This is a genomic window from Amycolatopsis sp. NBC_01286 (assembly GCF_035982555.1).
GTDB lineage: Bacteria > Actinomycetota > Actinomycetes > Mycobacteriales > Pseudonocardiaceae > Amycolatopsis.
The window spans coordinates 4,974,567-4,997,542 of the sequence record NZ_CP108428.1 but is presented as its reverse complement, the minus strand read 5'-3'; the positions used below and the strand labels follow the sequence as shown (position 1 = coordinate 4,997,542).

Genomic DNA, 22,976 nt, shown 5'->3' with positions numbered 1-22,976 from the left:
TTTCCGGGGTTTCCGGGGTTTCCGGGGTCTCACTCACGCCGGCTCCTTCCCGAACAGCGTGCGCGCCTCGCCCGCGGTGACGACCGAGCCGGTGACCAGCACGCCGCCGCCCGCGAGGGGCTCTTCGGGGTCGTCGCTGGTCTCCACCAGCGCGATCGCCGTCTCGGCGGCGGTTTCCAGGTCGGTCTCGGCGACGACCCGGTCCTCGCCGAAGATCGAGATCGCCAGGTCGTTGAGCTCCTCCAGCGGCATCGAGCGCGGCGACGAGTTGCGCGTGACGACGACGTCGGACAGCACCGGCTCCAGGGCTTCGAGGATGCCGCGGGCGTCCTTCTCGGCCATCACGCCGACGACGCCGACCAGCCGGCGGAACGCGAACTCCTCGGCCACGGTCGCGGCCAGCGCGCGGGCGCCGTGCGGGTTGTGCGCGGCGTCGAGCAGCACCGTCGGCGCCGCGCGGACGCGTTCGAGCCGGCCCGGGTTCTCGACCTCCGCGAACGCCTCGCGCACGGCCTCCATGACCAGCTGCTTGTCCTTGCCCGCCCCGAAGAACGCCTCGACGGCGGCCAGCGCGAGCGCGGCGTTCTGGGCCTGGTGGGCGCCGTGCAGCGGCAGGAAGATCTCGTCGTAGACCCCGCCGAGGCCCTGCAGCTTCAGCATCTGCCCGCCGACGGCGATCTCGCGCTCCAGCACGCCGAACTCGCTGCCGGCGCGCGCGACCGAGGCGTCCACCTCGACGGCGCGGTCCAGCAGCACCTTCTGCACCTCGGGGTCCTGCTCGGCGATCACCGCGACGGACCCGGGCTTGATGATCCCGGCCTTCTCCCTGGCCGCGCCGAGGATGTCGGGGCCGAGGTACTCGATGTGGTCGAGGCCGATCGGCGTGATGACGGCGACCTCGGCGTCCGCGACGTTCGTGGCGTCCCAGGCACCGCCCAGGCCCGCCTCGATCACGGCGGCCTCGACGGGCGCGTCGGCGAAGGCGGCGAACGCCATCCCGGTGAGGATCTCGAACTTGCTCATCGCCACGCCGTCGGCGGCGGCGCCGTCGACCATGGCCACGTACGGCGCCAGGTCGTGCCACAGCTCGGCGTAGCGCGCGGCGGAGATCGGGTGTCCGTCCAGCGCGATCCGCTCGGTGACCAGCTGCAGGTGCGGGCTGGTGTAGCGGCCGACGCGCAGGCCCATCCGGGTCAGCAGCGCGTCGATCATCCGGGCCGTGGAGCCCTTGCCGTTGGTGCCGGCCACGTGCAGCACCGGGTAGCCGCGGTTGGGCTCGCCCAGCAGCTGGACCAGGGCGGAGATGCGGGTCAGCGACGGCTCGATCTTCGTCTCGGGCCAGCGCTGGTTCAGCTCGGCCTCGACGGCCATCAGCTCGCGCCGCGCCTCGGGGCCGTCCGGGTGGCCGTACGCCTCGGGTGCGCCCTGGTCGTCGAGCTCGTGCAGCTCGGCGTCCTCGGCGGTGATCATGTCGGGCACCGGGCCGGTGGCGAGGTTGTCACCCAGCTGGCCGACGCCGCCGATCCCGCCGCGCGAGCCGCCGCCCGCGTCGAACGCGGTGTCCCGGGCGTTCAGTTCGGGGTCGGTGTCGTCGTCGTCCTCGTACCCCTGGGCGCCCAGTTCGTCGACGCCCGCGAAGCTGTCCAGATCCGACAGGTCCGGCCTGCGACCTGTCTCATCCTGCGGCACTGAATCTCCTCCGGCCTGGGGTTTTCGGCTTGCCTTGCGAGTCTACGTGCGCCTCAGGTGGCACTCTCGACGCATGCCGTTCAACCACAACGACCACTACCACCCGCTGCTGCTGGACCAGCTGCCGCCGGGGCCGGGGATCGCGCTGGACGTCGGCTGCGGCACCGGCCGGTTCGCGCGGCGGCTGGCCGCGACCGGGATGGCGGTGGAGGCCCTCGACGTGTCGGCGGCCATGGTGGAGGCGGCGTCGGGGCTCGGGTCGCCGGGCCCGGGCAAGATCGTCTACCGGCAGGCGGACATCACCACCGACGACTTGCCGGAGCAGCACTACGACTACATCTCCTGCCTCGCGTCCCTGCACCACGTGCCGTTCGCGACGGTCACCAAGCTGCGCCGCGCCCTGGTGCCGGGCGGGGTGCTCGTGGTGCTGACGCCGGCCCGGCCGAGCGGCCCGCGCGACTGGTTGCGGGAGCTGGCGGCCGTGCCGGCGAACGGGCTGGCCCGGCTGGTCGTCCACGCCGGCGAGCGGCTCAACGGCGGCGGGGACGACGGGCCGCAGGCGCCCACTCTGTTCCGGTTCCCGGCGGTGGCCGAGGTGCGGCGCGACGCCGCCCGGCTGCTGCCCGGGAGCACGGTCCGGCCGCTGCTGTTCTGGCGCACGCTGATCACTTACCGTGAGCCGGAAGACGATCACCCGTTGTGACACCACGGGCGGGTGAAGTCCGCCCCCGCACCACCCCGTGCTCGCTAGATGTGGAGGGAGTTCCGCAGAACAGAACGGGGTCTTCATGCGCATCGCCCGGCTGCTCGTCGCCGTCGTCTCGGCAGCCATCCTGCTTCCCGCGTCCGCCACCGCGGCGTCGGCGGCACTCCCGGTTTCCCGCATCCACCACTACGTCGCGCTCGGCGACTCCTACACCTCGGGGCCGTTCATCCCGGCCCAGCGGACCGACCCGCTCGGCTGCGGCCGGTCGACGGCGAACTACCCGTCGGTGCTGGCGGACACGCTCGGCGTCGGCGACTTCGACGACGTCAGCTGCGCCGGCGCCGACACCACGAACATGACCCGGCCACAGTCCGTGCCGTTCAGCGGCACCAACCCGCCCCAGCTGGGCGCGCTGCGGATCGACACCGATCTGGTCACCCTCGGCATCGGCGGCAACGACTTCGGCGTCTTCGGCGGCATCGTCGGGACGTGCCCGGGCCTGCGGAAGGCCGATCCGACCGGCAGCCCGTGCGAAGAGCACTTCACGACCAACGGCGTCAACACGGTGAAGACGGCCATCGGGAACACCGTGCCGCGGGTCGAGGCCGTGCTCGCCGCCATCCACGAGCGCTCGCCCGGCGCGCGGGTCCTGGTCGTCGGTTACCCGCGGATCGCGCCGCCGAGCGGCTACTGCCCGGACGTCCTGCCGTTCGCCGACGGCGACTACGCCTGGCTGAACGAGGTCGAGCAGGAGCTGAACCAGGCCCTGTCGGACGCCGTCGACGCGGATGGCAAGGCCACTTACGTGGACACGTTCGGCCCGTCCCGCGGGCACGACGCCTGCGCGCGCGGCGGCTCGGCGTGGATCAACGGCCAGGACCAGAACATCTTCGTCGCGGCGGCCTACCACCCGCTGAAGGCGGGCATGGCCGGGATGGCCGCGGTGGTGCTGAAGCAGGCTCGCTGACCCGTGCCGTGAGGGGCACCCTCAGGGACTCCGTGTCCCTCACGGCTTTGGGTCAGACGGAGACCGTCGCGGCCACGAAGTCCAGGACCAGCCGGGCGAACTCGGCCGGCAGCTCGGCCGGGGCGCCGTGGCCGGCGTCGATCGTGGCGGCGCGCGCGCCGGGGATCGCCGCGACCAGCTCGCGCTGCTGCTCGGCCGTGACGATCCGGTCGTGGGCGCTGCCGAGCACCAGCGTCGGCGCGGTGATGGCGCCGAGGACCGGCCGCAGGTCGACGTGGCGGTCGGCTTCCGTCTGGCGGTCCGTGCCTGGCTGGATCATCGTCGTCAGGTCCGCGACGAGCTGGTCGTTGCCCGCCGCGGTCGCCGTGGACCAGTAGCGCGGGCCGAACGCCATCAGCGGCAGCATCCGGGCGAACGCCGCCGGGCCGTCGGCCAGCAGCTCGAGCCAGTAGCGGAACTCGGCGTCCTGGCGGACGTCGGTGACCGGCCAGGCCGCGTGCAGCACGGCCGAGCGCACCCGGTCCGGGTGGGTGCCGGCCAGGTGCGCGGCCACCACGGCGCCGAGCGAGTGCCCGACGACGTGCGCGGCCGCGACCCCGGCGTCGTCCAGCACCGCCAGCACCTCGGCGGCCAGGTCGGCGACGTCGATCGGCCCGCCGTGGTCGGTGGTCAGCCCCGAGCCGGAGAAGTCCGGGGCGAGCACGGTGAAGCGGTCGCGGGCGAGGGCCGTCAGCGGTCCCCACTGCTCGCGGGACGCGGCGGTGCCGTGGAGCAGGAGCAGCGCGGGGCCGTGGCCGTCGACGTCGTAGTGCACGGCGGCTTTCCCGCCGGCGAGGGTCACGGGGACCGTGGGCATGGCTTTCCTTCCGGGTTCAGGCGGCGACCGGGACGATCGCGCGCAGGGCCGCGGTGAACGCGCGGGGGTTCTCCTGGTGCGGGATGTGCCCGCAGCCGGCGATGACGTGCACCCGGGCGCCGGGCGTCAGGGCCGCGCACGCCCGCGGGACTTCGAGGGGGATCTCGGTGTCGAGCTCGCCGTGCAGGTAGGTGATCGGGACGGACAGCCGTGGCAGCCGCGGCCGCGGGTCGTAGCGCGTCACCTCGGTGAACATGTCGTCGAGGTAGACGCTCGAGTCGGCCAGCTGGCGCACGGTCCAGTCGACCAGCTGCGGCGAGACGCCCGGGGCGAACCAGTTCGGCACCCATTCCGCCAGGGTGCCGATGCGGTCGTCGAGCATCCGTTCGCGCAGGTCGAGGACCTTCTCCAGCATCGCCGCGGCCGGCCAGTAGGCCGGGCCGTCGACCGCGACGACCCCGCCGACGAGCTCGGGGCGGGCCAGCGCGAGCTCGGTGCCGAAGACCGCGCCGAACGACGAGCCGACGACGACGGCCTTCTCCAGTTCCAGCGCCTCGATCACCGCGGCGACGTCGGCCGTGACGCCGTCGATCGTGTTGCCCTCGGCCGGCTGGTCCGAGCGGCCGCACCCGCGCCAGTCGAGGGTGACGACGCGGTGGTCGCGCACCAGGTCGGGAAGGCACGACTGCCAGACGCGGCCGCTGGTCCCCCAGCCGTGCAGCAGGAGCAGGGCGGGGCCGCGGCCGGCGTCGTCGTAGTGGAGGCGGGTGCCGCGAACGTTCAGGGAGGGCATGTCGGGTTCCTTTCGCTCGGGTTCGAGCCAACCGCCCGGGCGTGCGTTTTCCGATGAGCACTCCGCTCGTACACTCATCACGAACGCTGATGAATGGGGGCGGCGGTGGAGCTACGGCAGGTGCGGTACTTCGTCGCGGTCGCCGAGGAGCTGCACTTCGGGCGCGCGGCCGAGCGGCTGCACATCGTCCAGCCCGCGGTGAGCCAGCAGATCCGGCGGCTGGAGCGGGAGCTGGGCGTCGCGCTGCTGAGCCGCACGACCCGGAGCGTGTCACTGACCGAGGCGGGCCGGCGGTTCCTGCCGCACGCGCGGGCGGTGCTCGCGGCGGCGGACCGGGCCGCGGACTCGGTCGCGGAGTTCCGCGCGCCCGGCACACTGGTCCGCCTGGGCACGAGCGAGGGCCTCGGCGACCGCTTGGACGTCCTGCTGAGCGCGTTCGCCCGGCTCGCGCCGTCGGCCGCGTTGGAACTGGTCCACGCCCCGACGACCCAACGGCTGCAACGCGTCCGCGACGGCTCGCTGGACGCAACGATCGTCCGCGGCTCGTGGCCGGGATCCGGGCTGGACTTCACTCCCCTGTGGACGGACGAGGTGATGGTCGCACTGCCCGCGTCGCACCCGCTGGCTTCTCGCGACGTCGTTTCCTTCGCCTCACTGGCTTCGCTCCCCGCACGCCTGAGCCCGCCTTCGCGGAACCAGCCGCTGTACGACCTGGTGCTCGCCTGCTGCCGCGAGGCGGGTTTCGAGCCGTTGCTGGGCAAGGATTTCACGACCGCGCAGGACACCTTGGGCACGCTGGGCTTCGGCCGTCCACACTGGACGGTCTTCTACCGCGCGCACGCGAACCTGCTGCCGGTGCCGGGGGTGGCGTTCCGCCCGTTGCGCGACCCGTCACCACGAATGCCGACGTACCTGGCAACGCCGTCGGACCGCCGGGTCACGCCGGAACTGGTGGCGCTGATCGAAGCCGCCCGGGCGACCGAAGCCGGCTGAGCAGCGGAGTAACAACCGAACCGCCGCGGTCGACTTCACCACATGCCGGAAACCTTTGAGATGGACCGCGTGGACCGCATCGCCGACATTCTGTACGGCGTCGCGTCCGGAGGCGGCGTGATCGAGTACGTCCCGCTCGGCAGGCGCGTCGGCGTACAGCCGCACCACCTGGGCCGCTTTCTCGAACAGGTGTCCGCTCGCGCGGCGAATCGCGACGAGCCGCTTTGGAGCGCGCTGGTGGTGTCGAAGGACACCGGCTTGCCCAGCAGTGGATTCTATGTTCTCGCCCGGCGGCTGCGAGACGAGTACGCCCAGTCCGGTGACGAGCAAGTGTGGAACGAGGAACGGCAACGGTGCTACCACGCTGCTCGGTCAGCTTGACCGTCGCACGACAAAGCCCGTCATCTTGGGAAACTGGGCTGAGCAGCCCCCGTTTCCAACCTACCGGAGGGGTACGACAGTCCCGGCCTCCTCCGGCAACGCGAACGGGCGCTGTCCACAAGGGAACAGCGCCCGTTCGGGTCGGCCGGGAGGCGGCACTTTCACGTGAAAGTGCCGCCAGGCGCATCACGTGGGTGCATTTCGAGCAGGTGTCTGCGCGCGGCGAACCGCTGTGAAGCGCGCTGGTGACGCCGGAGGACACTGCCTTGCCCGGCGGCAGGTACCAAGTTCACGCCCGGCGGCTGCGCTCGGCCGTCGCACGACAAGGGCCGTCAGTTCCGGAGACCGGCTGAGCAGCCCCGTTTCCAACATACCGGAGGGGTACGACAGTTCCGGCCTTTCCGGCAACGCGAAACGGGCGCTGTCCACAAGGGAACAACGCCCGTTCGGGTCGGCCGGGAGGCGGCACTTTCACGTGAAAGTGCCGCCGAGTGTCAGGAAGCCGGCAACGATGCCAAGCGCGCCGTGATGCGGTCGATGTCTGTGGCCGCCGTTTGCTTGCGGGTCTTGATCTTGTCGATCACCGGGGCCGGGGCCTTGGCGATGAACGCCTCGTTGCCCAGCTTGGCCTCCGTCTGGGTCAGTTCCTTCTGGGCCGCCGCGAGGTCCTTCTGCAGGCGCTTGCGCTCGGCCTCGACGTCGACCGTGCCCGAGAGGTCCAGCTCCACCGTGACCACGCCGTCCGCCAAGGCGACCTCCAGTGACGCGCTCGCCGCGAAGTCGGCCGGCGGCTCGGTCAGGCGCACCAGCGACCGGACCGCCTCCTCGTGGCCGCCCGCGTAGCCGCCCAGGCGGGATGCGACCTTCTGGCCCGGCTTGAGGCCCTGGTCCGCCCGGAAACGGCGGATCTCCGTGACCAGCTTCTGGACGTCGGCGATGTGCGCGTCGGCGACCGGGTCCGCGTAGCCCGCGAAAGCGACCGGCCACGATGCGACCACCAGGGACTCGCCGCCCGTCAGCGCCTTCCACAGCTTCTCGGTGATGAACGGGATGAACGGGTGCAGCAAGCGCAGCACCGTGTCCAGGACGTGGCCCAGCACCGCTCGGGTGGCGGACACCCGGGAGGAGTCCCCTTGATACAGCTGGACCTTCGCCAGCTCCAGGTACCAGTCGCACAGCTCGTTCCAGGTGAACTGGTAGAGCGCGCCCGCCACCTTGGCGAACTGGAAGTCCTCGAACAGGCCGTCCACTTCGGACACCAGTGCGCCCAGGCGGCCGAGGATCCAGCGGTCCGACTCCGTCAAGTCAGCGGCAGCGGGCAGCGGCTCAGCGACCGACGCGCCGTTCATCATCGCGAACTTGGTGGCGTTCCACAGCTTCGTGCAGAAGTTGCGGGAACCCGCGGCCCACTCGTCGGCCAGCGCCATGTCCGCGCCCGGGTTGGCGCCGCGGGCCAGGGTGAACCTCGTGGCGTCGGCGCCGTAGGCGTCCATCCACTCCAGCGGGTCGATCACGTTGCCGCGCGACTTGGACATCTTCTTGCCCTGCGCGTCACGGATCAGGCCGTGCAGGTAGACGTGGTCGAACGGCGGACGGCCGTCCATCTGGTGCACGCCGAACATCATCATCCGGACGACCCAGAAGAACAGGATGTCGTAGCCGGTCGACAGCACGCTGGTCGGATAGAACTTGGCCAGGTCGTCGGACGACGAGGGCCAGCCCAGCGTCGACATCGGCCACAGGCCCGAGGAGAACCAGGTGTCCAGGACGTCCGGGTCCTGCGTCCAGCCCTCGCCGGACGGCGGCTGCTCGTCCGGGCCGACGCAGACGACTTCGCCGTCCGGGCCGTAGAAGACCGGGATCCGGTGGCCCCACCACAGCTGGCGCGAGATCGTCCAGTCGTGCATGTTGTCGACCCAGTCGAAGTACCGCTTGCCCAGCTCCGGCGGGTGGATCTTCGTGCGGCCGTCGCGGACCGCGTCGCCGGCCAGCTTGGCCAGCTCCTCGACCTTGACCCACCACTGCAGCGACAGCCGCGGCTCGACGACCGTGTCGCAGCGCGAGCAGTGCCCGACGGCGTGCACGTACGGCCGCTTCTCCGCGACGATCCGGCCGAGCTCGCGCAGCGCCGCGACCACCGCGGGCCGCGCCTCGAAGCGGTCGAGCCCCTCGAACGGGCCCTTCACGGTGATCTCGGCGCGCTCGTTCATCACCGTGAGCATCGGCAGGTCGTGCCGGCGGCCGATCTCGAAGTCGTTCGGGTCGTGCGCCGGGGTCACCTTGACCGCGCCGGTGCCGAACTCCGGGTCGACGTGCTTGTCGGCCACGATCGGGATGCGGCGCCTGGTGAGCGGCAGCTCGACGGTCGTGCCGACCAGGTGCGCGTAGCGCTCGTCGTCCGGGTGGACGGCGACCGCGGTGTCGCCCAGCATCGTCTCGGCACGGGTGGTGGCCACCACGATCGCGTCGTCGCCGTCGCCGTAGCGGATCGACACGAGCTCGCCGTCGTCGTCGTTGTGGTCGACCTCGATGTCCGACAGCGCGGTCTGGCAGCGCGGGCACCAGTTGATGATCCGCTCGGCGCGGTAGATCAGGCCCTCGTCGAAGAAGTTCTTGAACACGGTCTGGACGGCCTTCGACAGGTTCTCGTCCATCGTGAAGCGCTCGCGCGACCAGTCGACGCCGTCGCCGAGGCGCTTCATCTGGCCGAGGATCCGGCCGCCGTACTCGGCCTTCCACTCCCAGACGCGCTCGACGAACTTCTCGCGGCCCAGGTCGTGGCGCGAAAGGCCCTCACCGGCGAGCTGGCGCTCGACGACGTTCTGCGTCGCGATGCCGGCGTGGTCCATGCCCGGCAGCCACAGCACCTCGTAGCCCTGCATCCGACGGCGACGGCTCATCGCGTCCATCAGGGTGTGGTTGAGCGCGTGGCCCATGTGCAGGGAACCGGTCACGTTCGGCGGCGGCAGTACGATCGAGAACGGCGGCTTCTCCGACGAGGCGTCGGCCGTGAAGTACCCGGCCGCTACCCAGCGGTCGTACATCGGTGCTTCCTCGGCGGCCGGGTCCCAGGCACCCGGAAGGTCGGTGGTCTGCTGCGGAGCGTTCTCGGTCACAATGGACAAGTCTACGAACCCGTCACGGCGGGTCACCCAGGGGGAAGGCACTCGGGATGGCACAGCCTCAGCAACCGCAGGATCCGGACGACCGGCGCCTCGAGACGCACCCGGACCTGATGAACCCCGACTGGCAGAAGTACGCCGAGCGGGACGCCTGGCTGGGCGCCAAGAAGGACCTGAGGAAACGCCGCAAGCGCGACCGCCGGACCGGCGGCACCGAGCGGCCCGGCAGCAGCCGGTGGCCGGGGCTGCTCGCCCTGCTGCTGGTCGTCGCGCTGGTCGCGGCGGCCGTCGTCGTGCACCAGGTCCAGGGCGTCGGCGTCAACGAGGACCCGTTCCTGTTCTTCGGCGCCTCGCTGCACACTTCCGCGTAACGAACCCGCGCTTCCGTCGATGATCAGTCATCGACTGTGGGGGAAGCACGTGGACGAGGACAACCTGCTCGAAACGCACCCGGACCTGATGGACCCGGAGTGGCGCAAGCACGCCCAGACCGACGCCTGGCTGGGGGCGAAGAGCGACCGGAAGAAGTTCCGCAAGCAGCAGAAGCGCGCCCGGCGGAACGCGCCGTCGCCGGGCCGGGGACGCCGGTGGGGCCTGATCGCGTTCGTGCTGATCCTGGCCGTGACGACGGCGGTGGTCGTGGCGCTCGGGCAGCGCACGCCCGCGAGCGAAGCGGGCACCCCGGACACGCCGGTGCCGACGACGGTCAACCCGACCTCGGTCGCCCAGTACGCGCCGGTGGACCTGAAGCACGCGTACGCGCGGACCCCGGCGGACGCCTGGCGCAAGGGCATCGACGGGATCACCGTCCCCGCGCCGGCCGCGCTGGGGTCGTTCACCGCACCGCAGGTCGGCGACGCCTACACGAAGGTGAAGCAGGCGATCACGGCGTCCCGGCTCGACCCCGCCGTGCTCGACCGGCACGACACCGCGGCCTACCTGGCGCTGTTCGCGAAGGACGCCGAGGGCGCCATCGCGAAGGAGCTGGGGACCAAGCCGGACTTCTCGGCCTACGTCACCGAGCTGGCCGACGGCTACCACCTGCTCGACCAGGGCCCGCGCACGTTCGGCTCGATGACCGCGAAAGCCGGCGCGAAACCGGGCGAGCTGGTCGTCGACGTCAAGTACGTCACCGCGTACGCCTTCGACAACGTCCACCCCGACGGGCTGCAGGGCCCGTGGGAGATCGTGAGTTTCGTGCGGTCGGACGAGAGCTACGTCGTCCGCCAGGGCAAGAACTTCGCGGCGGGCAGCCGCGGCCTGTGGCCCGGCGACGGCGGGGGGAGCTTCTACGACTCGATCGGCTGCGAGGCGCTCAAGCAGGGTTATCTCGCGCCCGCTTACGCCAACCCGGACCAGCCCGGGCTGCCCGGCGACGACCAGGACGTGCCGGGCGCCTACGACCCGAGCCTCCCCATGCCCGACGTCCACGGCTGCAAGGACTGACCCTCCCGCACTCCCGCCGAGGAGTGCGTCACAGCCAGATGCACAGGCTGGACTGTGCAGTCTAAGCTGTGGGTATGGGTGAAGTACCACCGCACGTCGCCGAGAACGCCGGCTGGATCCGCGGGGTCGTCGGGCAGCTGCACCGGCGGCTGCGCCAGGTCGACAACGCCGGGATCCTGACGCCGTCGCAGTCCGCCGTGCTCAACCGGCTCTACCGCAGGGGCCCCGCCACGCAGGGCGAGCTGGCCGCCGCCGAGCACGTGCGGCAGCAGTCGATGGCCGCCACCCTCGGCGTCCTCGACGAGCTGGGCTACCTCGCCCGCACCCCCGACCCGGGCGACCGGCGCCGCGTGGTGATCAGCCTGTCCGACGCCGGCACCGACACCGTGCGCGGCGTCTTCCAGCACCGCGAGGAATGGCTCGCCCAGGCGCTGGTGGACGAGCTGTCCCCCGCCGAGCTCGAGACCGTCGTGCGCGCCCTGCCGCTGCTGCAGCGCGTCGCCCAGCACTGACCCCGAAGGAGTCCTCACGACCACCCTCACCGCTCCCGCCAAGTTCGGCGCCCGCCTGGTCACCCCGCTGGTGGCCGGGGCGGTGCTCAACCCGATCAACTCCACGCTCATCGCCGTCGCGCTCGTGCCGATCGGGCGGAGCTTCGGCGCCGGCCCCGGCCAGACGGCCTGGCTGATCTCCGCGCTCTACCTGGCCACCGCGGTCGGGCAGCCGGTGGTCGGGCTGCTGGTGGACCGCTACGGCGCCCGCCGGGTGCTGCTCGGCGGGGCGGTGCTGGTGATCGTCGCCGGGATCGCCGGCATGATCCCGCTCTCGGTCGGCTGGCTGACCGGCGTGCGCGTGGTCCTGGGCCTGGGCACCTGCGCCGGGTTCCCGGCCGCGATGGCCGTGCTGCGCCACCACGCCGAAGCGAGCGGCCAAGGTGTGCCCGCGCGGGTGCTGTCGCTGCTGTCGATGTCCGCGCAGACGGTGATGGTCATCGGCCCGACGCTCGGCGGGCTGCTCATCGGCCTGTTCGGCTGGCCCGCGATCTTCGCCGTGAACATCCCGCTCGCCGGGTTGTCGCTGGTGCTGGCCCTGCTGTGGGTGCCGAAGGACGACCGCGGCGCGCGCACGGCGGCGCCGATCGACGTCCTGGGCATCGCGCTGTTCTCCGCGACGCTGCTGGCGTTGCTGCTGTTCCTGATGAACCCCGGCGCGGACCTGTGGCTGCTCGCCGTCGTCGCCGCCTTCGCGATCGCGTTCACGCTGGTCGAGCTGCGCCGCGCCGCCCCGTTCCTGGACCTGCGGATGCTCGCGGCCAACGGCGCGATCCTGCGCACCTACCTGCGGCAGGCGCTGAGCTTCATGGCGATCTACGCGATCATGTTCGGCTACGTCCAGTGGCTCGAGACCGCGCGGCACCTCAGCGCGGAGGCCGCCGGGCTGATGCTGCTCCCGATGTCGGGCACGGCGGTGTGCGCCGCCGCGTTCTCCGGCCGCGGCACCGGCATCAAGGCCCGGCTGGTCACGGTCGCCGTGGCGCTGCTCGGCGGCTCGGCGCTGCTGCTGGTCGTCCACGACGGCACGTGGATCGGCGCGCTGCTGGCCCTGGCCGCGCTGTTCGGCCTGGCGCAGGGTCTGACCAGCGTCGCGAACCAGACGACGCTGTACCAGGAGGCCCCGGCCGAGCAGATGGGCACGGCGAGCGGGCTGTTCCGCACGGCCCAGTACCTGGGCGCGATCGTGGCCTCGACGCTCATCGCGCTTTGTTATGGCCCGCACGCCGATTCGGCCGGGCTGCACCGGCTGGCGATCGCGCTGCTCGTCATCAGCGCCGCCCTGCTCGTCGTCACCGTCGTCGACCGCGGACTGCGCGCCGCGCGGGTGTGACGAACCCCCTGCTCGCGTGAACGGTCATCGGGGCGCACCATGAACACATGACCCGTGAGGCGCCGGCACAGGACGTGGACGAGGACCAGCTCGAAGTGCACAAGCCGAAGGGCTGGGCGGCCGGCATACCCGGCGTGGCCGTGTCACTCCTGCGCAGCGTCGAGCAGATGGGCACCGGCCGGACGGTCAAGGCGCTGCGGCTGCTGAACCAGCGTCAGGGCTTCGACTGCCCGGGCTGCGCGTGGCCGGAGCCCCGCGAGGTCGACGGGGAACACCGCAAGCTGGCCGAGTTCTGTGAGAACGGGGCGAAGGCCGTCGCCGAGGAGGCGACGAAACGGCGGGTCGGCCGGGAGTTCTTCGCCGCGCACCCGATCGCCGAACTGCGCGGGAAGACCGACTACTGGCTGGGCCAGCAGGGCCGGATCACCGAACCGTTCGTGCTGCGCGAAGGCGCTTCGCACTACGAACCGATCTCCTGGGACGACGCCTTCGAGCTGGTCGCGGGCGAGCTGAAGGCCCTGACCGACCCGAACGAGGCGTTCTTCTACACCTCGGGCCGGACCAGCAACGAAGCCGCGTTCCTCTACCAGCTGATGGTGCGCTCGTTCGGCACCAACAACCTGCCCGACTGCTCGAACATGTGCCACGAGTCCTCGGGCGCGGCGCTGCAGGCGACCACCGGCATCGGCAAGGGCTCGGTGAGCCTGGCCGACATCCACAAGGCCGACCTGATCGTCGTCGTCGGGCAGAACCCGGGCACCAACCACCCGCGGATGCTCTCGGCGCTGGAGGAGGCCAAGGGCAACGGCGCGAAGATCATCGCGGTCAACCCGCTGCCCGAAGCCGGGCTGATGCGCTTCAAGAACCCGCAGAACGTCCGCGGCGTCGTCGGCAAAGGCACGCCGCTGGCCGACGAGTTCGCCCAGATCCGCCTCGGTGGCGACCTGGCGCTGTTCCAGGCCGTCGGGCACCTGCTGCTGACCTGGGACGAGCAGGCGCCGGGCACGATCGTCGACTGGGAGTTCGTCCAGCACTCGACCGAGTACTTCGACGACTACGCCAAGCACCTGCACCGCATCGACTGGCCGGAGGTCGAGCGGGCCACCGGGCTGCCGCGGGAGCAGATCGAGCGCGTCGCGCGGATGATCGCGTCGTCGGAGCGGACGATCTACTGCTGGGCGATGGGCCTGACACAGCACAAGCACGCCGTCCCGACGATCTCGGAGATCGCGAACCTGGCGCTGATGCGCGGGATGATCGGCAAGCCCGGCGCGGGCCTGTGCCCGGTGCGCGGGCACTCGAACGTCCAGGGCGACCGGACGATGGGCATCTGGGAGAAGATGCCGCAGTCCTTCATGGACGCCCTCGCCGGCGAATTCGGCATCGACGTCCCCCGCGAGCACGGCCTCGACACCGTCGACTCGATCCACGCGATGCGCGACGGCCGCGGCAAGGTCTTCTTCGCCGTCGGCGGCAACTTCGCCTCGGCGACGCCGGACACGGAGGCGACCGAGAAGGCGCTCCAGTCGTGCTCGCTGACCGTGCACGTCTCGACGAAGCTGAACCGCTCGCACGTCGTGCACGGCCGCACGGCGCTGGTCCTGCCGACGCTCGGCCGCACCGAGCGCGACGTCCAGGCCGCGGGCGAGCAGTTCGTCACGGTCGAGGACTCGATGTCGCAGGTGCACGCCTCCCACGGGCGGCTGAAGCCGGCGAGCGAGCACCTGCTGTCCGAGGTCGCGATCGTCTGCCGGCTGGCGGAGAAGCTGCTCGGCGCGGGCCACGCGGTGCCGTGGCGGACGTTCGAAGGCGACTACGACCTGATCCGCGACCGGATCGCGCGGGTCGTGACCGGCTGCGACGACTACAACCGCCGCGTCCGCGAGCCGGACGGGTTCGTGCTGCCGAACGCGCCGCGCGACTCCCGCGAGTTCAGCGGCACGGCCAACGGCAAGGCCAACTTCACGGTGTCCGGACTGGAGTACCCGAAGGTGCCCGAAGGGCGGCTGCTGCTGCAGACGATGCGCAGCCACGACCAGTACAACACCACGATCTACGGCCTGTCCGACCGCTACCGCGGCATCGAGAACGCCCGCCGCGTCGTGCTCGTCAACCCGGACGACCTGGCCGCGCTGGGGCTGGCGGACGCCGCGGTGGTCGACCTCGTGTCGGAATGGCACGACGGCGACCGCCGCGCCCCGGCGTTCCGGGTGGTGTCCTACCCGACGGCCCGCGGCTGCGCGGCGGCGTACTTCCCCGAGGCGAACGCGCTCGTGCCGCTCGGCTCGGTGGCCGACAAGTCGAACACGCCGGTGTCCAAGGCGATCGTGGTGCGGCTGGAGCCGCAGCCCTGACCGTCGGCCTTGGTCGTCAGCCTTGGTAGTCCCGGCGCAGGGTGCCGGTCATGTCGGTGACCATGGCCTGGACGTTGTCGAGCGTGGCCGGCGGGATCAGCGCGGCCTCGGTCCCGCCGTCGGCGATGGCCAGGCCGAGCACGACGTTGCCGGTGCGCACGGCCGCCCACTGCTCGGAGAACCCGGCCTCGTCGCCGACGCCGGTGGCGAGCCGCACGCCCGAGTGGTCGCCGAGGGCGTCGGTCATCAGCTGGGTGGCCTTGGCGGACGCTTCGGCGGCGTCGGACGCGGTGAACCGCACGACGGCGATCGTCACGATCCGGTAGTCCTGCAGGTTCGGCTTCCCGCCGCCGAGATCACGGGCGAACAGGCGCTTGCAGCTGGTCAGCTCGTTGCCGGCACTGGAACGGTCTTCGGGCACGACCCTGGTGTCGACGGTCTTGATCGAGCCGGCCGGGATCTCGACGGTCCCGGGCGCGAGCTGCTTGAGGATGTCCGGCCCGGGCAGCTTGCAGGCGTCCACGGCATCGGGGTAGTGCACCGTCCCGGACATCGACTGGCAGCCGGCGAGCAGAACGGCTGAAGCGATCATCGGAAGTGTCCACCACCATTGGCGGACGGAGCTTCTGCGCATTCGGTTTTCCTGAGACGAAAACGGTGGAAATCGGTTTTCCTGATGATCGCCGATCCGGTGATCAGTTGCGGTGGAGCGGCGCCGAAACCGTTCGGCACCCGGGGTTTCACGGTTTGATGAACCCTGCCTCACCAGGACAGCAGCGTCAAGGACCACCATCGCCGGTGGTCCACTGTGGTCCGGTCCCCGCCAGGAGAAAACAACTTCGACGCGTTTCGGGAAAATGACCAGCACGGCTGCGTATTTTGGTCAATCCCGCGCGGCCCAGTACCGGAAGACCCGTTGGACGTCGGCGTGTCACGGCTTGCCGGTGCCACGCCGGCCGGCTCCCGGTTCCCCGGTCTGCGCGTTGACCATCAGCGCGGTCAACGGCGGCTCGTCAGCGCCGTAACAGGATTCGGCCGGCACGCGCGGCACTTCGTTGCGCAGCGCGATCTCCTTCAGGCCGATCGCGTGGCCCAGCTCCTTGCAGGTCACGATCGACCGCCGCAACGCCGCCATGACCAAGGCCGCCCGCTTGCAGGACCAGCGCGGGTCAGTCCACGCAGACGACGCCGCCCGATGTGATCGGTTCGTCGCCGCCCGGGGCGCCGCCGCCGCCCGCTATTCCGGGGCCCGAGTACACCGTTCCCAGCACCACTTCGATGTGGCCCGCCGGGACCGAGGACGCCTGCTGGGTCGTCAAGCCGCCCAGGAGCGTCGCCACCTCCGCACCGCGGTCCGCGAGGTCCGGGCCGAAACGGACCAACGACGTCCGGCGCGAGGCCGTGTTGCCCGCCGTTCCCGGCGCGAATCCCTTGTCCCGCAGAACATCCCCGACTCGTGCGGCCAGGCCCGAGCGTCCGCTCGCGTTGGCCACGTCGACGATCGGCGCGGGTGCGGCCGGAGCCGCGGCGCCGATCAGTCCCGCCGCGAACGCCTTGACCTGAGCCGGATCCACCTGCACCGCGGTGGCGCGCGGGTTGGCCGGGTCGTACCGGTAGTCCACGTTGACCGTCGGGATCGTCGCGAACTGGATGCCACCGCCGGAAACCCCGCGCATCTGCGCCACGAAGTCGAGCAGGTTCCAGGAACCGTCGAGGACCACCGAGCGCTTCACCGCGTCGATGAGGTCCGACAGCTTGCCCGGGTCGCTCAGCGTCCCCGACGACAGCACCTGCTTCGCCAGCCCCGCCAGGAAGACCTGCTGCCGCCGGGCGCGACCCAGGTCGCCGCCCTTGACGTAGTCGCGCTGGCGGACGAAGGCCAGCGCGTCCGCGCCCGCGATCCGCTGCGGGCCCGCCTTGAAGTCGGCCCCCGAGTTCTTGTCCTTCGTGTCCGCCTTCAGGCAGACGTCGACGCCGCCGACCGCCTTGCTGATCTCGTAGAAGCTCAGCAGGTTGACTTCGGCGAAGTGGTCGATCGTGACGCCGGTGAGGTCCTCGACCGCCTGCCGCGTCGCGCGGCGGCCCGCGGTCAGCGCCTCCTGGTCGATCTTCTTCTTGTCCGTCTCCCCCGCCTCCCGGCGGTTCCGCGCCTCCCCGGCCTTGGCGCGCCCGAACGCGGCGTTGATCTTCCCCTTGCCACCCGGCATCGAGACGTAGCTGTCCCGCGGGATCGAGAACGCCTTGACCTCCTTGGTGCCGTTCGGGATCCGCAGCACGATCAGGGTGTCGGTCAGGTCGTCGCCGTTCGGGCCCACGCGCAGTTCGCGCAGCAGGTCCGCCGGCATCGGGTTGCCCTGCTGGTCGTCACGCGAGTCGCGGCCGACCAGCAGGATGTCCAGCGAGCCGTCGGCCGGCTGCTCGCCCGGTTTCGCCGCGGCGCCGATCACGTCGTCGCGGGTGACCTCGTCGAGCGAGCGCAGGTTCGCGTAGCCGTAGGCCGTGCCGCAGAAGACGACCACGGCGACCCCGGCGACGACGACCTTCCCCAGTGCATGCACGCCCTCCTGACGCCGTCACCGCCCGATCTGCTGCACGGGTGAGCCACGTCACATGCGCAGGTGGGACGCGCCGTTGAGGTCGAGGATCGCGCCGGACGCCCAGGTCGCGTCGGCGGAAGCCAGGTACAGCACGGCCGCCGCGACCTCCTCGGGCGTCCCGACCCGGCCGAACGGGCTCTGCGCGCGCAAGGCGTCGTCGATGCGGTCCAGCTGGCGCTCCGTGGCCGTGAAGCCGGGCGCCACGGACGTCACCGCGATCCCGTGCGGCGCCAGCGAAACCGCGAGGGACTGGCCGAACGCGTGCAGGGCGGCCTTGCTCGCGCCGTACGCCGGGTTGTCGGGCTCGCCGCGGAACGCGCCGCGCGAGCCGACGTTGACGATCCGGCCGGGCACCCCGCGGGTCATCAGGTGCCGGGCGACGCAGTAGCTGAGGTTGGCCGCGCCCAGCAGGTTGACGTCGACCGTGTGCCGCCAGATCCGCTGCCAGTCCGCGTAGGACACCCCGGTGACGGGGTGGGCGGTCTCCGGCGTCGGCGCGACACCGGCGTTGTTCACCAGGATGTCGACGCCGCCGAGCCCGGCCTCGGCCGTGTCGGCGATCCGCTGGGCGGCGGCCGGGTCGGCGAGGTCACCGGTGACGAGCACGTGCCCGTCGCCGGGCAGGGCGGCGAGCGTCGCCTCGGCGTCCGCCCGCCGGGTGCCGTAGTGGACGGCGACGCGGTGGCCGTTCGCCGCGAAGGCGTTGGCCACGGCGCGCCCGATGCCGCGGGACGCCCCGGTGACGAGGACGCCGTTCCCGGGTCCGCTCACAGCGCGAACAACTGCGACTCGTCGCGGAACGCCTTGAACTCCAAGGCGTTCCCGGCCGGGTCGTGCAGGAACATCGTCCACTGCTCACCCGGCTCGCCGGCGAAGCGCTGGTAGGGCTCGATGACGAACTCGGTGCCCGCGTCACGCAGCCGCTCGGCCAGGACGTGGAAGTCTTCGACGGTCAGCACGAGCCCGAAGTGCGGCACCGGGACGTCGTGGCCGTCGACGGGGTTGCGCCCGGCTTCGGCCCGCGCGCCGGCGACGACGTGCGTGACGACCTGGTGGCCGCGGAAGTCCCAGTCGACCCACTTGTCGGCGGAGCGGCCTTCGCTCAGGCCGAGCACGCCGCCGTAGAAGGCGCGGGCGCGGCCCAGGTCGTCGACGGGGATGGCGAGGTGGAAGGCGGGACGGGTCACAGCGGTCCTCCAACAGGGTCGGCTGGCACCAGCCTGGAGCGATAATGTCTTAATGTCAACATTAAGACATCAAAAGTGTGCCCGGGACCACTCGCGGTGGTCCCGGGCACGCCGGTCAGCCGAAGAGCTGCACCAGTTTCAGGAACAGCTCGTAGACGCCGTAGGCGAAGGGCAGCACGACCCACGCCCAGGCCAGCACGATCAGCGGGACGCGGTTCGGCCCGGTTTTCTGCTCGCTCATCACGCCTCGCTCTTCGCGGTCTCGCCCGCCGCGGCGGGTTCGTGGAACTTCGCCTTCACCGGCCGCACCAGTTCGTTGGCCACGAAGCCGACCACCAGCAGGCCGATCATGATGTAGAACGACGTCGCGTAGAGGTCCGGGCCGGACTTGCCGGCCGACTTCTCGCTGTCGGCGATGGCGTTGACGATCAGCGGGCCGAGCACGCCGGCCACCGACCAGGCCGTGAGCAGCCGGCCGTGGATCGCGCCGACCTGGTAGGTGCCGAAGAGGTCCTTCAGGTACGCCGGGATCGTCGCGAACCCGCCGCCGTAGAACGACAGGATCACCATGGCGCACAGGATGAACACGAGCTTCGACGAATTCGACGTCAGCGCGATCACCAGGTAGAGCACCGCGCCGACGCCGAGGTAGGTGCGGTAGATGTTCTTGCGCCCGATGGCGTCCGATGTGGACGACCAGACGAACCGGCCGAGCATGTTGCACAGCGACAGCAGCGCGACGAACCCGGCCGCCGCGGCCGCGCCGACCGGCGTCGAGGTGCCCTTGAAGAAGTCCACGATCATCGGGGACGCCTTCTCCAGGATCCCGATGCCCGCGGTGACGTTGAAGCACAGCACCACCCACAGCAGCCAGAACTGCGGCGTCTTGATGGCGTTGGCCGCCGAGACGTTCGCGGTGGAGATCATCGCCGTGCCGTGGTCGGTCTTCGGCTCCCAGCCCGCCGGCTTCCAGCCGTCGGCCGGAACCCGCACGATGAGCCAGCCCAACGACATGAACGCCGCGTAGACGACACCGTGGATCAGGAACGCCGTCGCGATGCTGCCGGTGGTCGGCGTGGTGCCGATCATCGACGACGACCACGGCGACGCGATCAGCGCACCGCCGCCGAAGCCCATGATGGCGATGCCGGTGGCCATGCCCGGCCGGTCCGGGAACCACTTGATCAGCGTCGAAACCGGGGAGATGTAGCCGATTCCGAGGCCGACACCGCCGATCGCGCCGTATCCGACGACGACGAGCCAGAACTGCCCGGTCGCGACACCGAGTGCCGAGACGAGGAATCCGGTGGCGAAGCAGCACATCGAGACGAACATGGCCCAGCGCGGGCCGTTCTTCTCGACGAGCGTGCCGCCGAACGCGGCGGACAGCCCGAGCATGACGATGCCGAGCTGGAACGGCAGCGAACTCTGCGTGCCGGTGAGGTGCATCGTCTTTTCGAGCGGGGTCTTGAAGACGCTCCACGCGTAGGCCTGCCCGATCGACAGGTGCACCGAGAGGGCCGCCGGGGGCACCAGCCAGCGTGTCCAGCCTGGGGGTGCGACGATCCGGGAACGGTCCAGGAAGCCGAGAGCCATCGGATCCCTCCGTAGAGTGGGGATGATGGAGGGAATGTATTACTAAATACCCGGTGTTGCACCATGCGAGTGTCAAACTTTCCGGCGGCGAAGGGTGCGAGCGATGGGCAGGGTGACCGTGCGGCGGCCGGTGCGGCGGATCACCGCGACCGGGGACCGGCGGCGTCCCGACTCGCTGGCCGCCGAAGAACCCCTCGAGCTGCGGGTCGGCGGCCGCGCCCTGTCGGTGACCATGCGCACCCCGGGCCACGACGTCGAACTGGCCCACGGCTTCCTGCTGTCCGAAGGCGTCATCGGCGGCCGCGAGGACATCGCGGTCGCCCGCTACTGCGACGGCGTCGACGACCAGGGCCGCAACACCTACAACGTCCTCGACATCGCGCTGGCGGCCGGCGTGCCACCGCCGGACGTCGGCGTCGAGCGCAACTTCTACACGACGTCCTCGTGCGGGGTCTGCGGCAAGGCCGCGCTCGACGCGGTCAAGCTCAAGACGCGCTTCTCCCCCGCCGACGCCCCCTTCGCGGTGAAGAGCGAGACGCTCGCCACGCTGCCGGACGCGTTGCGCGCGCAGCAGAAGGTGTTCGCCAGCACCGGCGGGCTGCACGCGGCGGCCCTGTTCACCCCGGACGGCGGGATCGACGTCGTCCGCGAGGACGTCGGCCGGCACAACGCGGTCGACAAGGTGCTCGGCTGGGCCGTCATGGCGGACCGGATCCCCGCGCCCGGACACGGCCTGCTGGTGTCCGGGCGGGTGTCCTTCGAGCTGGTGCAGAAAGCGGCGATGGCCGGGATCGGCTTGCTGGCCGCGGTGTCCGCGCCGTCGTCGCTGGCCGTGGAACTGGCCGAGGAGAACGGCATGACGCTCATCGGCTTCCTGCGCGGCGAGTCGATGAACCTCTACACCGGCGACCACCGGGTCCTGACCTAGGAACACCGGCCGGCGCGATCCTCACGGCGTGGCCGGCACCCAGTTGCCGTGGAAGCCGTGGGGCACGCGGTCCGGCAGGTGGACCGCGGCCACCGTCTCCAGCGTCCCCGCGTCGAGCAGGGTCAGGTCGCTGCGCTGCGTCGCCGGGTCGAAGACGAAGCCGATCAGGACGCCGTCGTCCTCGGCCGCGTCGTCGTGGCACGGGACGAACACGAACTCGCCGGGCTGACGTCCGCCGCCGAACGCGCGTTCCTGCGCCGAACCGGTCCGGAAGTCGTGTTTGAACAGCGAGCCGGCCGGGGTCGCGCCGCCGTCCGTGGCGATCGCGTAGCCGTAGCGGTGGCGGCGGCCGACGAGCCGCTCGTCCACGCGCGGGAACTCCTGGCCGCGGTCGTCGAGGCGCTCCTCGATGACCTTCCCGGCGGCGAGGTCGACGGTCCAGCGGTCCAGCGTCGGGCCGCCCTCGTCCGGGCCGTGCAGCTCGCGGTCGAACATCCGCGGGTGGCGGACGACCTCCAGGACGATGTCGTCGCCGTCGTCGTAGGCGTTGAGCGGGTGGAAGACGTAGCAGGGCTCGACGTCGAACCAGCGGACGTCGCCGTTGCCGCCTTCACGCGGCATGACGCCGATCCGCGCCGGGTACTTCGGGTCCCAGCGGTAGGGCAGGCCGCCGTTCGCGCCGATCTTGCGGGCCATCATCGCGGAGACCGGGTCCGGCACGCGCACCTTGCCGACCATGGCCGAGAGCACCAGCTTCGCGGGCGTGCGCAGCGCGCTGGGCACGTTGGCGGCGACGGCCATCTCGGCGTTGAACGTCACGGGCAGGTCGTAGAACACGACGTACCGCTCGGTCAGGGAGAAGTCGTGCATCATCGGCGAGCCGGTGACCTCGACGTCGACCGTGCGGCGGGCGCGGCCGGCGGCGTCGATCACGGAGTACTGGACCTTGTTGCCCATGCCGAAGAAGTACGAGACGGCGTGCAGCTCGCCGGTGCGCGGGTCGCGCTTCGGGTGGGCGGTGTAGCCGCCCGGGAGCGTGCCGTCGAAGTCGCAGCGGCCGGCGGTGTCGAGCTCGTCGGTCAGCTCCCAGATCGGCGCGCCCGCCTCGACCAGTGCGAGGGTCTTGCCGGCGTGCCCGATGACGTTGGTGTTGGCGCCGAGCGCGTCCAGCCCGCAGTAACGGCTCGCATCCTCGCCGGCCAGCGTCGCCGAGACGGCCGGGTTGCGCACCCAGCGGTTGCGGTACCACTCGGCCTTGCCGTCGCGCAGGCGGACGCCGTGGACCATGCCGTCGCCCATGAACCAGTGGTAGGCCGCCGGGTCCACTTCGGACAGCGGGTTGGGGCCGTTGCGCAGGTAGCGGCCGTCGAGGAAGTCCGGGATCGACCCCGTGACGGCCAGCTCGGTGATCGTGTGTTCCCGGCTGACCGGGGCGAAGTTGCCTTCGAGGAACTTGGTGCCCATGGTTGACCCCTCA

At 71.2% G+C, this 22,976-nt stretch carries 22 protein-coding genes; 10 read left to right on the top strand and 12 right to left on the bottom strand.

All coding sequences use genetic code 11. The features are described from left to right. Window positions 1-33: 33 nt before the first annotated feature. Window positions 34-1,689 carry a bifunctional tetrahydrofolate synthase/dihydrofolate synthase gene (gene folC, locus OG570_RS23900; protein WP_326943346.1) on the bottom strand — a complete coding sequence of 552 codons (1,656 nt, stop codon included), beginning with the start codon at window positions 1,687-1,689 and terminating at the stop codon, window positions 34-36. 73 nt (window positions 1,690-1,762) lie between these two features. Between folC and OG570_RS23895 the strand changes: the two genes are divergently transcribed. After that, the gene (locus OG570_RS23895; RefSeq protein WP_326959407.1) at window positions 1,763-2,392 is read left to right on the top strand and encodes a class I SAM-dependent methyltransferase; all 630 of its coding nucleotides are present in this window, start codon (window positions 1,763-1,765) and stop codon (window positions 2,390-2,392) included. An 85-nt stretch (window positions 2,393-2,477) separates the two neighbouring features. Then, window positions 2,478-3,362, top strand: coding sequence for an SGNH/GDSL hydrolase family protein (locus OG570_RS23890; RefSeq protein ID WP_326959405.1), 885 nt, complete (start codon window positions 2,478-2,480; stop codon window positions 3,360-3,362). Window positions 3,363-3,414: 52 nt separating this feature from the next. Here the strand turns inward: OG570_RS23890 and OG570_RS23885 are convergent, their stop codons facing one another. After that, a complete protein-coding gene (locus OG570_RS23885) occupies window positions 3,415-4,218 on the bottom strand; it encodes an alpha/beta fold hydrolase (protein WP_326959403.1) in 804 nt (267 codons plus the stop codon). A gap of 16 nt (window positions 4,219-4,234) precedes the next feature. Then, the gene (locus OG570_RS23880) at window positions 4,235-5,011 is read right to left on the bottom strand and encodes an alpha/beta fold hydrolase (RefSeq protein ID WP_326943350.1); all 777 of its coding nucleotides are present in this window, start codon (window positions 5,009-5,011) and stop codon (window positions 4,235-4,237) included. Window positions 5,012-5,116: 105 nt separating this feature from the next. On the opposite strand from OG570_RS23880, the gene OG570_RS23875 reads away from it, so the two are divergent. Both OG570_RS23875 and OG570_RS23870 read left to right on the top strand, forming a co-directional pair. After that, complete coding sequence (locus tag OG570_RS23875) at window positions 5,117-6,004, top strand: LysR family transcriptional regulator (RefSeq protein ID WP_326959401.1); 888 nt, start codon at window positions 5,117-5,119, stop codon at window positions 6,002-6,004. 42 nt (window positions 6,005-6,046) lie between these two features. Further along, complete coding sequence (locus tag OG570_RS23870) at window positions 6,047-6,385, top strand: hypothetical protein (RefSeq protein WP_326959399.1); 339 nt, start codon at window positions 6,047-6,049, stop codon at window positions 6,383-6,385. 494 nt (window positions 6,386-6,879) lie between these two features. On the opposite strand, the gene OG570_RS23865 is transcribed toward OG570_RS23870, so the two are convergent. After that, window positions 6,880-9,501, bottom strand: a complete 2,622-nt coding sequence (locus OG570_RS23865) for a valine--tRNA ligase (protein WP_326959397.1) — start codon at window positions 9,499-9,501, stop codon at window positions 6,880-6,882. A gap of 56 nt (window positions 9,502-9,557) precedes the next feature. On the opposite strand from OG570_RS23865, the gene OG570_RS23860 reads away from it, so the two are divergent. The 5 genes from OG570_RS23860 (at window position 9,558) to OG570_RS23840 (ending at window position 15,191) form a co-directional block, all read left to right on the top strand. Beyond that, entirely contained in the window at window positions 9,558-9,878 is a 321-nt protein-coding gene (locus OG570_RS23860) for a hypothetical protein (protein WP_326943354.1), read from the top strand. 19 nt (window positions 9,879-9,897) lie between these two features. Next, a complete protein-coding gene (locus OG570_RS23855; RefSeq protein ID WP_326959395.1) occupies window positions 9,898-10,953 on the top strand; it encodes a hypothetical protein in 1,056 nt (351 codons plus the stop codon). 74 nt (window positions 10,954-11,027) lie between these two features. Next, on the top strand, window positions 11,028-11,465 hold the full coding sequence (locus OG570_RS23850) for a MarR family winged helix-turn-helix transcriptional regulator (RefSeq protein WP_326943356.1): 438 nt from the start codon (window positions 11,028-11,030) through the stop codon (window positions 11,463-11,465). 70 nt (window positions 11,466-11,535) lie between these two features. Next, the gene (locus OG570_RS23845) at window positions 11,536-12,837 is read left to right on the top strand and encodes an MFS transporter (RefSeq protein ID WP_326959393.1); all 1,302 of its coding nucleotides are present in this window, start codon (window positions 11,536-11,538) and stop codon (window positions 12,835-12,837) included. Between the two features lie 47 nt (window positions 12,838-12,884). After that, window positions 12,885-15,191 carry an FdhF/YdeP family oxidoreductase gene (locus tag OG570_RS23840; protein ID WP_326959391.1) on the top strand — a complete coding sequence of 769 codons (2,307 nt, stop codon included), beginning with the start codon at window positions 12,885-12,887 and terminating at the stop codon, window positions 15,189-15,191. A 16-nt stretch (window positions 15,192-15,207) separates the two neighbouring features. On the opposite strand, the gene OG570_RS23835 is transcribed toward OG570_RS23840, so the two are convergent. From OG570_RS23835 to OG570_RS23805, 7 genes are all read right to left on the bottom strand, one after another. After that, on the bottom strand, window positions 15,208-15,783 hold the full coding sequence (locus OG570_RS23835; RefSeq protein WP_326943359.1) for a hypothetical protein: 576 nt from the start codon (window positions 15,781-15,783) through the stop codon (window positions 15,208-15,210). Window positions 15,784-16,122: 339 nt separating this feature from the next. Then, window positions 16,123-16,326, bottom strand: a complete 204-nt coding sequence (locus tag OG570_RS23830) for a hypothetical protein (RefSeq protein ID WP_326959389.1) — start codon at window positions 16,324-16,326, stop codon at window positions 16,123-16,125. Window positions 16,327-16,360: 34 nt separating this feature from the next. After that, window positions 16,361-17,749 carry an LCP family protein gene (locus tag OG570_RS23825; protein ID WP_326959387.1) on the bottom strand — a complete coding sequence of 463 codons (1,389 nt, stop codon included), beginning with the start codon at window positions 17,747-17,749 and terminating at the stop codon, window positions 16,361-16,363. Between the two features lie 48 nt (window positions 17,750-17,797). Further along, a complete protein-coding gene (locus tag OG570_RS23820; RefSeq protein ID WP_326943361.1) occupies window positions 17,798-18,559 on the bottom strand; it encodes an SDR family NAD(P)-dependent oxidoreductase in 762 nt (253 codons plus the stop codon). Then, window positions 18,556-18,975, bottom strand: a complete 420-nt coding sequence (locus tag OG570_RS23815) for a VOC family protein (protein WP_326959385.1) — start codon at window positions 18,973-18,975, stop codon at window positions 18,556-18,558. Before OG570_RS23815 ends, OG570_RS23820 begins: the two co-directional genes overlap by 4 nt. A gap of 115 nt (window positions 18,976-19,090) precedes the next feature. Beyond that, complete coding sequence (locus OG570_RS23810) at window positions 19,091-19,216, bottom strand: MFS transporter small subunit (protein ID WP_326943363.1); 126 nt, start codon at window positions 19,214-19,216, stop codon at window positions 19,091-19,093. Continuing rightward, window positions 19,216-20,571, bottom strand: coding sequence for an L-lactate MFS transporter (locus OG570_RS23805; protein ID WP_326943364.1), 1,356 nt, complete (start codon window positions 20,569-20,571; stop codon window positions 19,216-19,218). Before OG570_RS23805 ends, OG570_RS23810 begins: the two co-directional genes overlap by 1 nt. 103 nt (window positions 20,572-20,674) lie before the next feature. Between OG570_RS23805 and fdhD the strand changes: the two genes are divergently transcribed. Further along, window positions 20,675-21,499, top strand: a complete 825-nt coding sequence (gene fdhD / locus OG570_RS23800) for a formate dehydrogenase accessory sulfurtransferase FdhD (protein ID WP_326943365.1) — start codon at window positions 20,675-20,677, stop codon at window positions 21,497-21,499. 21 nt (window positions 21,500-21,520) lie between these two features. Here fdhD and OG570_RS23795 read toward each other — a convergent pair whose 3' ends face one another. Further along, complete coding sequence (locus tag OG570_RS23795) at window positions 21,521-22,963, bottom strand: carotenoid oxygenase family protein (RefSeq protein ID WP_326959383.1); 1,443 nt, start codon at window positions 22,961-22,963, stop codon at window positions 21,521-21,523. Between the last annotated feature and the right edge of the window lie 13 nt (window positions 22,964-22,976).

Coding starts and splice junctions, on each gene's coding strand:
- OG570_RS23895 (WP_326959407.1), top strand. CDS start 1,763: ATGCCGTTCAACCACAACGACCACTACCACCCGCTGCTGCTGGACCAG.
- OG570_RS23890 (WP_326959405.1), top strand. CDS start 2,478: ATGCGCATCGCCCGGCTGCTCGTCGCCGTCGTCTCGGCAGCCATCCTG.
- OG570_RS23885 (WP_326959403.1), bottom strand. CDS start 4,218: ATGCCCACGGTCCCCGTGACCCTCGCCGGCGGGAAAGCCGCCGTGCAC.
- OG570_RS23880 (WP_326943350.1), bottom strand. CDS start 5,011: ATGCCCTCCCTGAACGTTCGCGGCACCCGCCTCCACTACGACGACGCC.
- OG570_RS23870 (WP_326959399.1), top strand. CDS start 6,047: ATGCCGGAAACCTTTGAGATGGACCGCGTGGACCGCATCGCCGACATT.
- OG570_RS23860 (WP_326943354.1), top strand. CDS start 9,558: ATGGCACAGCCTCAGCAACCGCAGGATCCGGACGACCGGCGCCTCGAG.
- OG570_RS23855 (WP_326959395.1), top strand. CDS start 9,898: ATGATCAGTCATCGACTGTGGGGGAAGCACGTGGACGAGGACAACCTG.
- OG570_RS23850 (WP_326943356.1), top strand. CDS start 11,028: ATGGGTGAAGTACCACCGCACGTCGCCGAGAACGCCGGCTGGATCCGC.
- OG570_RS23840 (WP_326959391.1), top strand. CDS start 12,885: ATGACCCGTGAGGCGCCGGCACAGGACGTGGACGAGGACCAGCTCGAA.
- OG570_RS23835 (WP_326943359.1), bottom strand. CDS start 15,783: ATGATCGCTTCAGCCGTTCTGCTCGCCGGCTGCCAGTCGATGTCCGGG.
- OG570_RS23830 (WP_326959389.1), bottom strand. CDS start 16,326: ATGGCGGCGTTGCGGCGGTCGATCGTGACCTGCAAGGAGCTGGGCCAC.
- OG570_RS23810 (WP_326943363.1), bottom strand. CDS start 19,216: ATGAGCGAGCAGAAAACCGGGCCGAACCGCGTCCCGCTGATCGTGCTG.
- OG570_RS23805 (WP_326943364.1), bottom strand. CDS start 20,571: ATGGCTCTCGGCTTCCTGGACCGTTCCCGGATCGTCGCACCCCCAGGC.
- fdhD (WP_326943365.1), top strand. CDS start 20,675: ATGGGCAGGGTGACCGTGCGGCGGCCGGTGCGGCGGATCACCGCGACC.
- OG570_RS23795 (WP_326959383.1), bottom strand. CDS start 22,963: ATGGGCACCAAGTTCCTCGAAGGCAACTTCGCCCCGGTCAGCCGGGAA.